This window comes from Pseudacidovorax sp. 1753, assembly GCF_040544975.1.
Lineage (GTDB): Bacteria > Pseudomonadota > Gammaproteobacteria > Burkholderiales > Burkholderiaceae_C > Xenophilus.
This window is the reverse complement of sequence record NZ_JBEPKY010000005.1, coordinates 39,572-52,608: the sequence shown is the minus strand read 5'-3', so window position 1 is coordinate 52,608 and position 13,037 is coordinate 39,572. Positions and strand designations below refer to the sequence as shown.

12 protein-coding genes are annotated in these 13,037 nt (G+C 70.8%); 10 read left to right on the top strand and 2 right to left on the bottom strand.

The features are described from left to right. The first annotated feature begins 1 nt into the window (after position 1). Genes ABIC63_RS07425 through ABIC63_RS07405 form a run of 5 tightly spaced genes read left to right on the top strand, consistent with a single transcriptional unit; the run spans position 2 to position 3,726 of the window. A complete protein-coding gene (locus ABIC63_RS07425) occupies positions 2-595 on the top strand; it encodes a carboxymuconolactone decarboxylase family protein (RefSeq protein WP_294372208.1) in 594 nt (197 codons plus the stop codon). Continuing rightward, a complete protein-coding gene (locus ABIC63_RS07420) occupies positions 592-1,563 on the top strand; it encodes a Bug family tripartite tricarboxylate transporter substrate binding protein (RefSeq protein WP_294372213.1) in 972 nt (323 codons plus the stop codon). The genes ABIC63_RS07425 and ABIC63_RS07420 overlap by 4 nt, the downstream gene beginning before the upstream one ends. Continuing rightward, positions 1,560-2,414: an SDR family NAD(P)-dependent oxidoreductase gene (locus tag ABIC63_RS07415; protein ID WP_294372216.1), complete on the top strand. Its 855-nt coding sequence runs from the start codon at positions 1,560-1,562 to the stop codon at positions 2,412-2,414. The genes ABIC63_RS07420 and ABIC63_RS07415 overlap by 4 nt, the downstream gene beginning before the upstream one ends. An 11-nt stretch (positions 2,415-2,425) precedes the next feature. Continuing rightward, positions 2,426-2,938, top strand: a complete 513-nt coding sequence (locus tag ABIC63_RS07410) for a nuclear transport factor 2 family protein (RefSeq protein WP_294372219.1) — start codon at positions 2,426-2,428, stop codon at positions 2,936-2,938. Further along, on the top strand, positions 2,935-3,726 hold the full coding sequence (locus ABIC63_RS07405) for an SDR family NAD(P)-dependent oxidoreductase (RefSeq protein WP_354319245.1): 792 nt from the start codon (positions 2,935-2,937) through the stop codon (positions 3,724-3,726). Before ABIC63_RS07410 ends, ABIC63_RS07405 begins: the two co-directional genes overlap by 4 nt. 71 nt (positions 3,727-3,797) lie before the next feature. Here the strand turns inward: ABIC63_RS07405 and ABIC63_RS07400 are convergent, their stop codons facing one another. Both ABIC63_RS07400 and ABIC63_RS07395 read right to left on the bottom strand, forming a co-directional pair. Then, positions 3,798-5,060, bottom strand: coding sequence for a M20/M25/M40 family metallo-hydrolase (locus ABIC63_RS07400; RefSeq protein WP_354319244.1), 1,263 nt, complete (start codon positions 5,058-5,060; stop codon positions 3,798-3,800). 11 nt (positions 5,061-5,071) lie between these two features. Then, on the bottom strand, positions 5,072-8,005 hold the full coding sequence (locus ABIC63_RS07395) for an FAD-dependent oxidoreductase (RefSeq protein ID WP_354319243.1): 2,934 nt from the start codon (positions 8,003-8,005) through the stop codon (positions 5,072-5,074). Between the two features lie 107 nt (positions 8,006-8,112). Here ABIC63_RS07395 and ABIC63_RS07390 point away from each other — a divergent pair, with 107 nt between their 5' ends. The 5 genes from ABIC63_RS07390 (at position 8,113) to ABIC63_RS07370 (ending at position 12,987) form a co-directional block, all read left to right on the top strand. Further along, positions 8,113-9,009, top strand: a complete 897-nt coding sequence (locus tag ABIC63_RS07390; RefSeq protein ID WP_354319242.1) for a dihydrodipicolinate synthase family protein — start codon at positions 8,113-8,115, stop codon at positions 9,007-9,009. A gap of 56 nt (positions 9,010-9,065) precedes the next feature. After that, positions 9,066-9,890 (top strand): ABC transporter substrate-binding protein, encoded by an 825-nt coding sequence (locus ABIC63_RS07385; RefSeq protein ID WP_294372231.1) that lies wholly within the window; start codon positions 9,066-9,068, stop codon positions 9,888-9,890. Between the two features lie 86 nt (positions 9,891-9,976). Continuing rightward, the gene (locus tag ABIC63_RS07380; protein ID WP_354319241.1) at positions 9,977-10,708 is read left to right on the top strand and encodes an amino acid ABC transporter permease; all 732 of its coding nucleotides are present in this window, start codon (positions 9,977-9,979) and stop codon (positions 10,706-10,708) included. A 24-nt stretch (positions 10,709-10,732) separates the two neighbouring features. Further along, positions 10,733-12,187 (top strand): dihydropyrimidinase, encoded by a 1,455-nt coding sequence (hydA, locus tag ABIC63_RS07375; protein ID WP_354319240.1) that lies wholly within the window; start codon positions 10,733-10,735, stop codon positions 12,185-12,187. A 113-nt stretch (positions 12,188-12,300) separates the two neighbouring features. Further along, entirely contained in the window at positions 12,301-12,987 is a 687-nt protein-coding gene (locus ABIC63_RS07370; RefSeq protein ID WP_294372238.1) for a GntR family transcriptional regulator, read from the top strand. The last annotated feature ends 50 nt before the right edge of the window (positions 12,988-13,037 follow it).

Sequence of the window (13,037 nt, the reverse complement as noted above, 5' to 3'; positions counted from 1 at the left end):
CATGGCACGCATTCCCTATTTCGACCTGAGCCAGGCGCCCGAGGGCTTCCAGCGCCTGCTGAACGACCGGCCGCCGCTCAACATCTACCGCATGGTGGCTCACGGCGGGCGCACGGGCGAGGGCTTCCTGGGGCTGGGCAGCGCGATCCTGCGCCACTCATCGCTGCCGGCCACGCTGCGCGAGCTGGTGATCCTGCGCGTGGGCGCGCTGTGCGGTTCGTCATACGAGGTGTTCCAGCACCGCCGCGTGGCCGCGCAGGCGGGCGTGCCGGCGGCGCAGATCGAGGCCGTTCTGTCGGGGAAGGGCGGCCACGCGCCCGACGATTCCTTCGACCCCTTGGAGCAGCAGGTGCTGCGCTTCACCGATGCCGTGGTGCGCCAGGTGAAGGCGCCCGCCGACTGCTTCGACGCGCTGGCGGCCCACCTGCCACACCAGCAGCTGATGGAGATCGTCATGACCATCGGCTACTACATGATGGTGTGCCGCATCCTCGAGAACTTCGAGGTGGACATCGAGGACAAGGACCCGCTGGCCGGCTTTGCGGGCTGGTCGGGCGTGCTCGGCGCGCAAGCCGCACAAGGAGACCGGCCATGAACCTGAACCGCCGCCATTTCTCGCTCGCGATCGGCGCGCTGGGCGTCGCGCCGCTGGCTCGCGCCCAGGCCTACCCGCAGGGGCCCATCACGCTGATCGTGCCCTTCAGCGCGGGCAGCGTGGTGGACCAGCAGGCCCGCACGATCGCCCGCGTGCTCGCCAGCCGGCTCGGCCAGCCCATCGTGATCGACAACCGCGTCGGCGTGAGCGGCTCGCTCGGCGCCGAGGTCGCATCGCGCGCCGCGCCCGATGGCTACACCCTGCTGATCGGCACGCAGGGCACCCAGGGCACCAACAGCGCCATCTACAAGACCATCCGCTACGACCCGGTGAAGGACTTCGTCGCGATCCACGGGCTGTCCGGCAACGCGTCGGTGCTGGTGGTCAACCCGACGCTGAAGATCGAGACAGTGGCCGAGCTCGTCGCCTACGGCAAGGCGAACCCCGGCAAGCTCAACTTCGGCTCGGGCGGCAAGGGCACCTCGGGCCACCTCTGCCTGGAACTGCTGCAGACGCGCACCGGCGCGCGCTTCACGCATATCCCGTACAAGTCCAGCTCGACCGCGCTGGTGGACCTGATGGCGGGCAACCTGGATGCCATGTTCGACTTCGTCCAGACCTCGGGCCCGCAGATCCGCAGCGGCAAGCTGCGGCCGCTGGCCGTCACCCGCACGCAGCGCATGCCGAGCCTGCCCGAGGTGCCGACGATGGCCGAGGCCGGCTTTCCGGGCATCGAGTCACAGAGCTGGGGCGGCCTGTTCGCACCCGCCAGGACACCCCAGGCCATCGTGCAGCGCCTGTCCGACGCGGTGGACGAGACGCTGAAGACGCCCGAGGTCCGGGGCGCCCTGGAGTCGGTGGAGAGCTTCACCGTCGACATGCCGCATGCGCAGTTCCAAGCCTATGTCGCCACCGAGGCCGCCAAGTGGACCACGGTGCTGCGCGAGGCCGGGGTGACGCCCGAATGAGCACCCGCAAGGTCGCCGCCATCACCGGCGCGGGCAGCGGCATCGGCCGCGCGCTGGCGCTCGCCTGCGCACGCGAGGGCATGGCCCTGGCGCTGACCGACATCGAGCCCGGCGCGCTCGCCGAGACCGCGGCCCTGGCCGTCGCGCTCGGCGCACCGGTCATCAGCCAGGCGGGCGATGTCGGCAAGGCCCAGGACGTCGAGGCCTTCGCCCTGGCCTGCGAGGCCGAGTACGGCGGCACGGACTGGCTCTTCAACAACGCCGGCGTGGCCATCCTCGGTCCGGCCTGGCTGGCGACCGCGGACGACTGGCAATGGCTGTGGCACGTCAACGTGATGGGCGTGGCGCATGGTGTGCGCAGCTTCGTGCCCCGCATGCTGGCCCGCGGCACGCCCGCGCATGTGGTCAACACCGCGTCTGCCGCCGGGCTCGCCACGCTGGCGGGGTCGAGCGTCTACGTGGCCACCAAGCATGCGGTGGTGGCGTTCAGCGAATGCCTCGCGCACGACCTGCAACAGGCCGGTGCCGCCATCGGCGTGTCGGTGTTGTGTCCCTCGCTGCTGCCCACGGGCATCCACCAGTCGGGCCGCAACCGACCCGCCGGCCTCGATCGCACCGTGCCCCCGGCTGCGGCCTACGAGGAGCGGGTGCGGGTCGGCATGGCGGCCTCCACCATCGACGCTGCCGACGTGGCCGCGTTGACGATCGAGGCGATCCGGCAGCAGTGCTTCTATGTGATTCCCCATGCCCACACCGGCGCTTCCGTCGAGCGCCGCATGCACCGCATCCTCGACGACTTCCGTGCCCAGCATCTGCCCACGGCGGAGGGCGGGCCGACCGCGCAACCCTGAAGGAACCCTTGATGACGACCACCCCCGACACCGAACTGGCGCGCCTGGCCGCCCAGGTCGCGCAGCTCCAGGCCCGGCTCGACCGGCAGGACGACCTGGACGCCATCCGCGCCCTGCGCAACCGCTACCACGAACTGGTCAACGAGGACGAGGGCCCGCGCCTGTACGAACTCTTCGCGCCCGACGCCACGGTGGTCTACAACGGCCGACCCGAGGTGCGGGGCCGCGAGGCCATCCGCCGCTTCTTCCAGGACTTTCCGGTGCAGCATGCGCGGCAGTTCATCCACCAACACGAGATCGAGCTGCAGGGCGACCGCGGCACCGGCCGCAGCTACATGGACGGCCGCCCCGTCAGCCAGGGCAAGAGCCTGTACGTGGTCGGCCGCTTCGACGACGAATACATCCGCCTCGACGGGCGCTGGCTCTTCCAGCGCGTGGTGCTGACCGTGCACTACATGATCGAGGCCGCCGAGCACTGGGAACACCTGCTGCCCGTGCAGAAGAAGAAGGAGGCTGCGCAATGAGCGTGCCCGCGCTCTTCGACCTCGCCGGCCGCACGGTGGTCGTGACCGGCGCGGCGAGCGGCCTGGGCCTGGCCATCGCCGAGGTCATGCTGCAGGCCGGCGCACGCACGGTGATGACGGACGTGGACGCCGACGCGCTTGCCACCGAGCACCGGCGCCTGAAGGCCGCGCATCCCCTGGCCGAGTCCGCCGTGCTCGATGTCACCGCCCCCGGTGCGGTCGATGCGCTGATCGACGATGTCGCCGCGCGGCACGGCGCGCTGGACTGCGTGTTCGCCAACGCGGGCATCAGCGCGGGCCGCGGCTTCATGGTCGACACCGGCCGCCTGGAGAACCTGGACATGGCCACCTGGGACCGGGTGCTGCGCATCAACCTCGACAGCGTGCTGGTGACCGTGCGTGCCGCCGCCCGGCACATGAAGCCGCGCGGGCAGGGGCGCATCGTGGTCACCTCGTCCATCGCCGGGCTGCGCTCGGAGGCACTTTCGGGCTATGCCTATGTGGCTTCCAAGGCGGCGGTCAACAACCTCGTGCGGCAGGCGGCCATGGAACTGGCGCCCTTCAACGTACTGGTCAACGCCATCGCGCCCGGCCCCTTTTCGACCGGCATCAATGGCGGCCGGCTGCGCCTGCCCGAATCGGTCGAGCGCATGCGCACCTACATCCCCCTGGGCCGCGTGGCCGACCCGCGCGAGATCCAGGGCCTGGCCCTGCTGCTGGCCTCGCCGGCCTCCAGCTACATGACGGGCGCCATCATTCCGGTCGACGGCGGCGCCTCGGCGCGTTAGGCACCCGCTCGCGCGCCGGGCGCGAGCAGGACGCGGACCGGCGCAGCATCCGCGGGCGCCCGCGCCCGCACTCAGCGAGGTGTCAGCAGTTCCAGCAGCACGTTGGCCACCGCCACCGTGGCCAGCCGCAATTCATGCAGCGGCACGCGCTCGTCGGCCCGGTGGCCGTTGGCCTCGATCAGGCTCTTCGGCCCGGCGCCGAACATCACGGTCGGGATGCCGGCCTCGGCATAGAGCCGCGCGTCGGTGTAGAGCGGCACGCCGATGGGCGTGACCGGCTGGCCCATCACCGCGCTGGCCTCGCGGCAAACCAGTTCGACAAAGGCTTCGCTGCCGGGCGCGGGCGCGAAGGGCCGCGCCAGCAGGATCTGCCGCACCTCGGCGCGGATGCCGGGCAGCGCTGCGCAGGCGCCTTCGATCACCTCGCGCAGCTCGGCCTCGACCTGCTCGGGCACCTCCTCGGGCACGATGCGTCGGTCGATGCGCAGCGTCAGCCGGTCGGCCACCACGTTGGTGTTGATGCCGCCTTCGATCAGCCCCACGACCAGGGTCGGATGCGTGATGCCCGGCGTGGCCGAGGGCCGCTGCGCGAGGCTGTCGCGGTAGCGGTAGAGCGCCGGCAGCAGATGGGCGGCGGCCTCGATGGCGTCGTGGCCGGTATCGGGTCGGGCCGCATGGGCCGACAGGCCGTGCAGCGTCACTTCGAGATGCAGGCAGCCGTTGTGGGCCACCACCACATGGTGGCTGAAGGCGGCCGACAGCACGTAGTCGGGCCGGCTCAGCCCCTGCGACAGCAGCCAGCCGGGGCCGGTCATGCCACCGGTCTCTTCGTCGTAGGTCAGGTGCAGTTCGACGCTGCCGGCCAGCGGCAGGCCGGCCGCATGGGCGGCGCGCAGTGCGCGCAGGGCCTGGCCGTAGGTGGTGAAGTCGGACTTGGACACGGCCGCACCGCGGCCGTAGAGCCAGCCATCGCGCACCTCGCCGCCGTAGGGGTCGGCGCTCCAGCCGGCACCGGGCGGTACCACGTCGCCATGCGCGTTGAGCGCCACCACCGGGCCGTCACCGAAGCGCTCGCGCACGATCAGGTTGACCACGCTGCGCATGCCGTGGCGGGCGGCCTCTTCGGCCGGCACCGGGTGGCGCTCAACGGTCAGGCCCTGAGCCTCGTACAGGCGGGCCGCCAGTTCGGCATGGGGTGCGCAGTCGCCGGGCGGGTTGTCGGAGGGGCAGCGCACCAGCGCCGCGAGCATGCCGACCTGCGCGTCGAAGTGGTCGTCGATGAAGTCGCGCATCAGCGTGCGCGCGGCCTCGGGCGTCAGGGTCGGTTCGGTCATTCGAGAGAAGGTCACAGGAAGCGGTCGATGCGAAAGGGCGTGAGGTCCATGCCGGCATCGCCATGTACGAGCAGTTCGGTCACCAGCTTGCCGGCGATGGGCGCCAGCGTGTAGCCGTTGGAGGTCACGGCGTTGTAGAAGCCCGGCACGCCGGGCACCTCGCCCAGGATCGGCGCGCCGTCGATGTTGACGTTCATGCCCGCCCAGCAGCGCACCATGTGCAGGCCCGCCACCGCCGGCAGCACGTGCCGCGCGACCCACAGGCTGCCTTCGAGGCTGTCGCGCACCGCGCGGTTGAGGCGCATGGCCGGATCGAAGGCGGCCGTCCAGCCGCCCCCGATGAGCAGGCCGCCACTGGCCGCCTGCTTCAGGCTGAGGTGGCGGTCCGCATGAGCGATCAGATGGTCCACCAGCGGCGGCGCGGGCTCGGTCACGATCATCTGCAGCGGCGCGCCCTGCACCGGGATGCGCACGCCCAGCATGTCGCCCATGGTGCTGGACCATGCCCCGCTGGCGTTGACCAAGCGGCGCGCGCGCACGCTGCCGCGCGAGGTGGCAAGCACGAAGCCGGCGCCATCGCCGGGCAGCCGTTCGATGGACTGCACGTTGCAGCCGCGCACGAAGCGCGCCCCGCGGGCCTGCGCGCGCGCGGCCAGCGCATAGGTGGCGCGCAGCGGGTTGATCTTGCCTTCCATGGGGCACAGCTCCGCGCCCAGCAGGCTTTCGGACAGGGCAGGGGAGAGCCGCCGCAGTTCGGTGCCGTCGATCACATGGGCCTCGATGCCGTGCTGGCGCTCCAGCGCGGCCTTGGCCTCGATGAAGCGCATGCCGGCCTCGCTGTCGGCCACCATCAGGCCGCCGGTGATCTTGATCTCCAGGTCCTCGCCGCAGTCCTGCTCGATCTGCTGCCACAGCCGCACCGACAGCGGCCCGAGCGGCAGCGTGGCGGCGGCCGGCCCGCCACCGGCCTGGGCCTTGGCGCCGAAGTCGAAGCTCAGCAGCTGCACATGCAGGCTGCCGGCGTTGGCGCCCGAGGCCTGCAGGTTGAGCTCGTCCCGGTCGAGCACCAGCACATCCTGGCCGGCCTGCGACAGGTAGTAGGCGAGCGAGGCGCCGAGCACGCCGGCGCCGATGACGACCACGTCGGCCTGCATGTCGGGCAGCGGCGCGCTCTCGACGGGCCGCGCCAGGTTGGGCGTGATGGCCGGCTTGTGGCCGCCCCATTCGGGCTTCTCGAAACCCAGTGCCCCCGCGGGCACCGGCTTGGCCGGGGGGCGCGGTGCCAGGTACTGCTCCGGCGCCACGGCGCGGCCGGTCATCTCGGTCACCAGTTTGGCGGCGGTCACGGCGCAGTAGCGGCCCTGGCAGCGGCCCATCCCGAGCCGCGTGTTGCGCTTGATCGCGGCCAGCGAGTCGCGGCCGGCGCGGATCTGCGCGCGCACGTCGCCGAAGCGGATCTCTTCGCAGCGGCATAGCACGGTGTCGTCGGGCACTTCGGCCAGCGACATCGGCGGTGCCTGGTAGAGCGTCCACAGGGCGCGCTGGAAGGCCTCGGCCCGATGCAGGTCGGTCCGCGTGCGCGCGTCGGCGGCCACGGTGCGGCCCAGGGCACGCGCCGCTGCGGCGCCGGCCAGCGTGCCGCGGGCCAGCGCCACCCGCGCGCCGCCCAGGTCGGCACCGTCGCCCACCACGTAGACGCCAGGGATGGACGTGGCGCCGTCCTCGGCCGTCGTCGTGGCGAGATGGCCCAGGTGCCGGCCGGCCGCATGGTGCGCGCAGCCCAGCATGCGGGCCAGCTCCGTGGACGGAATGAAGCCGTAGCCCAGGCACAGGGTGTCCACGTCGAACGCGGCGGTCCGCGCCGGCGCGGCGTGCTCGGCGATCACCACGCGGCGTACACGCGCATCCCCCTCGGCCGCGACCACATGCCGGCCCCACAGCACGGGCACACCCGCGCGGCGCAGCCGCCGCAGGTAGCGGGCGCCCTGCCAGACCAGGTCGGGCGCCGCACGCATGGCCGCCAGGGCAGGCCGGATCTGCGCGGCGGAGGGCGCCGGGGCGGACTCCACCACGGCCAGCACGTTGGCACCGCCTTGCAGCAGTTCCACCGCCAGCTGCAGGTTGAGCGGGCCGTTGCCGGCGATCAGCAACCGCTCTCCCGGTGCGACGCGGTAGGCCCGGGCCAGGGTCTGCGCCGCGCCGGTCGTCATCACGCCAGGCAGCGTCCAACCCGGAAAGGGCACGGGCCGCTCGTAGGCGCCCGGGGCGATCACCAGCTGGCGGCAGCGGACCACCGTCGCCCGCCCGTCGATGAGCGCACCAACCTCCCGGGGCGAGAACGCCGCCCACACCTGGGCGCCCTGTTCGAAGCGCACCCCGGCCGCCTCGGCCTCGCGCCGCAAGCCCTCGCCCTGGACGAACTGCTGGTCCAGCGGGGCGTCGCTGCGGTGCGAGGGCGCCAGCGGCTTGAAGTACTGGCCGCCGGCCTGCGGTCGCTCGTCCAGCACCAGCACCGACAACCCGGTGCGGGCGGCGGTGCGCGCTGCCGCCAGGCCGGCGGGGCCGGCGCCGATCACCAGCACGTCGGCCGTGCGCTCCTCGGGTGCCGTGCCGGCGGCCGGCGTCAAGGGCTGAAGGGGATCGTCCGGCGTGCCGGCCGGCATCTGTGAACGGATGTCCTGGCCGTCCTCGACCTTGGCCAGGCAGGCCCGCTGGCTGGCCCGGCCGTCGATGGTGACCAGGCAGTCCTGGCAGGCGCCCATGCCGCAATAGAGGCCGCGACGCTCGCCGCTGCGGGTGTGGCGCAACGCCACATGGCCGGCAGCGGTCAGCGCCGCAGCGACCGTCTCGCCTTCGAGGGCCGCAACGGGCTGCCCGTCGTAATGGATGCGGATGGTGCGGCCGGCCGTGGCGATAGAGGGATGGCGAAGGCGAAGGTCGGTCATCGGCGCGAAAAAGAACGGCTGCGAAATCGTGTTGATTTCACATATCGTATACGTATACTGCACGTATACCAACCGTATCGCGACCCTTTTTCGAGCAAGGACCGGGCATGACAGCGTTCCGTGGCACCTATACGGTGCTCATCACCCCTCTCACCGCCGACGGCAAGCATGTGGACGTGCCGGCCCTGAAGAAGCTGGTGAACTGGCAGATCGAGCAGGGGATCCACGGGCTGATCCCCCTGGGCAGCACCGGCGAATTCCTGTCTTTGGATGCCGAGGAACGCAATCTGGTGATCGAGACCTGCGTGTCCACGGCAGCAAAACGCGTGCCCGTGCTGATCGGCACCGGCGCAGAATGGACCGACGAATGCGTGCGCCTGTCGCGCGAAGCCCAGACCATGGGCGCGGACGGCGTCATGATCATTCCGCCCTTCTACAGCACGCCCACCGACGACGAGCTGTTCGCGCACTACCGCAAGGTGGGCGAGGCCATCGACATCCCCATCATGGTCTACAACAACCCGGCCACGGCCAATGTGGACCTCAAGCCCGCGCTGGTGGCGCGCCTGTCGCGGATCGACGCGTGCCAGTACATCAAGGAGTCCACCCTCGAAGTGACCCGGGTACGCGACATCATCGAGCTGTGCGGCGACCGCATGACGGTCTTCGCCGGCATCCTGGGCTACGAGTCCTTCTGGCTGGGCGCGCAGGGCTGGGTGGCCGTGTGCTCCAACCTCATCCCGAAGGACTCGGCCCGCCTCTTCGAGCTGGTGGCCGACGAGCGCGACATGGAATCGGCCCTGGCGCTCTACAAGAAGATCCTGCCCATCGTGCGCTGGGTCGGCGGCCACCGCTATGTCGCCGCCTCCAAGGACGGCCTGGCCATGATGGGCCTGCCCGTGGGCAAGCCCCGTGCGCCGCGACTGCCGCTGCCGCCCGAAGACCAGGCCGACCTGCGCGCCGAGCTCGACCGCCTCGGCCTGCTCGACTCCATCGCCGCCTGAGCACCGCCGCGCCTCACCCCATTCCCTTCACTTCGACCTGCCCCCGAGGACTTCCCATGAAACTGCGCTTCGCCTCCGTCGCCGCCGCGGCCCTGCTGGCCACCGGCCTCGCCTCCGCCCAGACCTGCAAGTCGCCCGTGCCCGATTCGGCACTGGTGAAGAAGGGCACGCTGACCATGTCGGTCAACCCGACGCTGCCGCCGATGCAGTTCGTGGACCAGACCGGCGCGCTCAAGGGCATGCGCGTGGAGCTGGGCGAAGCCATCGCCAAGCGCCTGTGCCTGACGCCGGAGTACGTGCGCATCGAGTTCTCGGCCATGATCCCGGGCCTGCAGGCCGGCCGCTGGGACCTGATCAACACCGGCATCTTCTACACCGAGGAGCGCGCCAAGCTGATGCAGATGCTGCAGTACGAGGACCAGGCCATCAGCATCAGCACCGCCAAAGGCAATCCGCTGAAGATCGCCAAGCCCGAGGACCTGTCGGGCAAGACCATCGGCGTGGAGATCGGCGGCTTCGAGGAGCGCAAGGCGCGCGAGCTGGACAAGCAGCTCACCGACAAGGGCCTCAAGGGCATGACCATCCGCACCTTCGAGAACTTCGCGATGGCCTTCCAGGCGCTGCGCGCCGGCCAGGTCGAGGTGGCCCTGTCCATCGACTCCACGGGGGCCGAATACCAGAAGCGCGGCGACTTCGACCGCGTGCTGTCGGGCCTCTTCCCCACGCCCGTGGCGCTGGCCACCAAGAACAAGGAGCTGGCCAACGCCGTGGCCAAGGTGCTCAACGACATGAAGGCCGACGGCAGCTTCCAGAAGCTGTTCGACCAGTACGGCGTGAAGCCCATCGACGGCCCGGTGGTCGTCAAGGGACCGGCGGCCTGACAGGGCAGGGCGCCCGTCCCACGACGGGATGGGCGTGAGGCGCACCCCCGGCGGGGGTGCCATCGAAGCGACACGAAGGACGCCACATGGGCCAAGGCTGGAGCTGGTCGGGATTCGCCGACTACTTGTTCAACCCCTACATCCTCCAGGGCGCGGTCACGACCCTGTGGCTGACGCTGGCCGCCATCGCGGGCGGCCTGCTCCTGGGCTGCGCCCTGGCGCTGGCGCGGCTGTCGCGCCACCGCTGGCTCTCGGCGCCGGCGCACTTCTACATCTGGGTGTTCCGCGGCACGCCGCTGCTGGTGCAGCTCATCATCATCTACACCGGCCTGCCGCAGATGGGCCTGAAGCTGTCAGTGATTGAGTCGGCACTGCTGGGCCTGATCCTCAACGAGGCCGCCTACCTGGCCGAAATCGTGCGCGGCGGCATCCAGTCCATCCCAGCCGGGCAGACCAATGCCGCGCGGGCGATGGGCTTCACCGGCGCGCAGACCATGCGCTACGTCGTGCTGCCGCAGGCCATGCGCCTGATCATCCCGACGCTGGGCAACAGCATCAACGGCCTGCTCAAGACCACCTCCGTCACCTCGGTCATCTCCATGGAAGAACTGCTGCGCCGCACGCAGGTGCTGATCCAGGAGAAGTTCATGGTGCTGGAGCTGTTCCTCGTCGCGGCCATCTACTACCTGCTCATGACCACGGCCTGGGACCTGATCCAGCGCCGCATCGAGCGCCACTTCGGCCGCGCCTACGGGCACGGCACCGAGTCCAAGTCGCATGGGCCCGTACCCGGCGAAGCCGCCCTTGAGCAGCGCTGAAGTACAGACCTCCATCGCCCCACCATGGCTCACTACGACCTCATCGTCCGCAACGCGGACATCGCCACCGTCGGCGACCGCTACTGCGCCGACATCGGCGTGAAGGGCGGCCGCATCAGCGCCATCGCGCAGGACCTCGAAGGCAGCGCCACGCGCGAGCTGGACGCTGCCGGCCGCCTGGTCACGCCCGGTGGCGTGGACGGCCACTGCCATTTCGACCAGCCCACCAGCGACGGCTCCAGGTTCGCCGACGACTTCGAGACGGGCACGCGCTCCGCCGCCTGCGGCGGCACCACCACCGTGCTGCCCTTCGCGCTGCAGCAGCGCGGCCACAGCATCCAGGCCGCGGTGGACGACTACCACCGCCGCGCCGAAGGCAAGGCCTGCATCGACTACGCCTTCCACCTCATCGTGGCCGACGCCACCAAGGACGTGACGCAGCGCGAGCTGCCCGCGCTGATCGAGAAGGGCTACACCTCCTTCAAGATCTACATGACCTACGACGATCTGAAGCTGGGCGACCGCCAGATCATCGAGGTCCTGGCCACGGCCCGCCGCCATGGCGCCATGACCATGATCCATGCGGAGAACAGCGACTGCATCGCCTGGCTCACCGAACAGCTGCTGGACGCCGGCCTCACCGCGCCGCGCTACCACGCCGCCTCGCGGCCGATGGCCGTGGAGCGCGAGGCCACGCACCGCGCCATCGCCCTGGCGGAACTGATCGACACGCCGATCCTGATCGTGCATGTCTCGGGCCGCGAGGCGGTGGAGCAGATCCACTGGGCCCGGGGCCGCGGCCTGCCGATCCACGCCGAGACCTGCCCGCAGTACCTCTTCCTCAGCGCCGAGGACCTGGGCATCGACGAGAGCGACCCGATGCACGGCGCCCGCTGCATCTGCAGCCCGCCGCCGCGCGACAAGGCCAACCAGCAGTTCATCTGGAACGGCCTTTCCAGCGGGCTCTTCACCATCGTCTCGTCCGACCACGCGCCCTTCAACATGAACGGGCCCGATGGCAAGCGCGTCGCGGGCGACGATGCCTCCTTCGACCGCATTCCCAACGGCATCCCGGGCGTGGAGACGCGCCTGCCGCTGCTGATGAGCGAGGGCGTGATGGCCGGGCGCATCGACATCCACCGCTTCGTAGAGCTGACCGCCACCAACCCCGCGCGCCTGTATGGCCTGTACCCGCGCAAGGGCACCATCGCGGTCGGTGGCGACGCCGACCTCGTGATCTGGGACCAGTTCGCGCCGGGCGAAGAGATCACCATCCGCAACGACATGCTCCACCATGCGGCCGACTACACGCCCTACGAAGGCATGAAGCTGCGGGCCTGGCCCGCGACCACGGTCTCCCGCGGCCGGCTCGTATGGCACGACGGGCGATTCGATGCAGCGCCGGGCTCCGGGCTCTTCCTGCCCTGCCTGCGGCCGCGCGCGCCCCGCGACGGCAATCCGCTGGAAAAATGGCTCTGAGTACCCGCTCCACCGTTGCGACGGGCGCGTGCATTGCAGTCACAGCCTGCGGCGGTGCGCTCGCGACCGTGTCGGCCTGCTAAGCTTTTGCCCTTCGCGCCACGCCGTTTCGCATGCCCACCCTGCCCAGCCCCGCCCAGCCGGCCACCATCACGATCGCGCCGCTCGAGGTGCGCTCGACCAGTCTGGCCGAGCAGGCCTACGACCGGCTGCGCACGCTCATCCTCGACCGCAAGATCTCCGGCGGCAGCCCGCTGCAGGAAGGCCGCCTGGCCGAAGAGCTGGGCATCTCCCGCACGCCCATGCGCGAGGCCCTGGTACGCCTGGCCGGCGAAGGCCTGCTGGTGCGGCGCGACGCGCGCTCGTACGCCGTGCGCGCGCTGGGCACCAAGGAATATTTCGACTGCATGCGCGCGCGCGAGGTGATCGAGGGCGAAGCCATCGCGTTGGCCGCGCCGCGCATCTCCAACGAGGAACTCGACGCGCTCGAAGCCGAGGTACGCGCCCTGGACGAGGGCGAGCACGACGAGACCGCCCACTGGCATTTCGACGACAAGCTGCACCTGTTCCTGGCCGGCGCCAGCGGCAACGTCGTGTTTCCGCGCCTGGTGGAGGAGCTGCGGGTGAATGCCCGGCTCTTCCGCCTGCACAGTCCGCTGCACCGCCAGCGCGAGAACCACGACGAGCACGGCCGCATCCTGGAGGCGCTGCGCAGCCGCGACGCGGACCGCGCGCGCGAGGCCATGCGCGCGCACCTGCGCAGCCTGCAGGAAGACGTGCGCCGCGCCATCCTGGACTGAGCCGCCGAGGCAGCGAGCCGCACGATCCCCGGCTCGGGACTGGCATCACC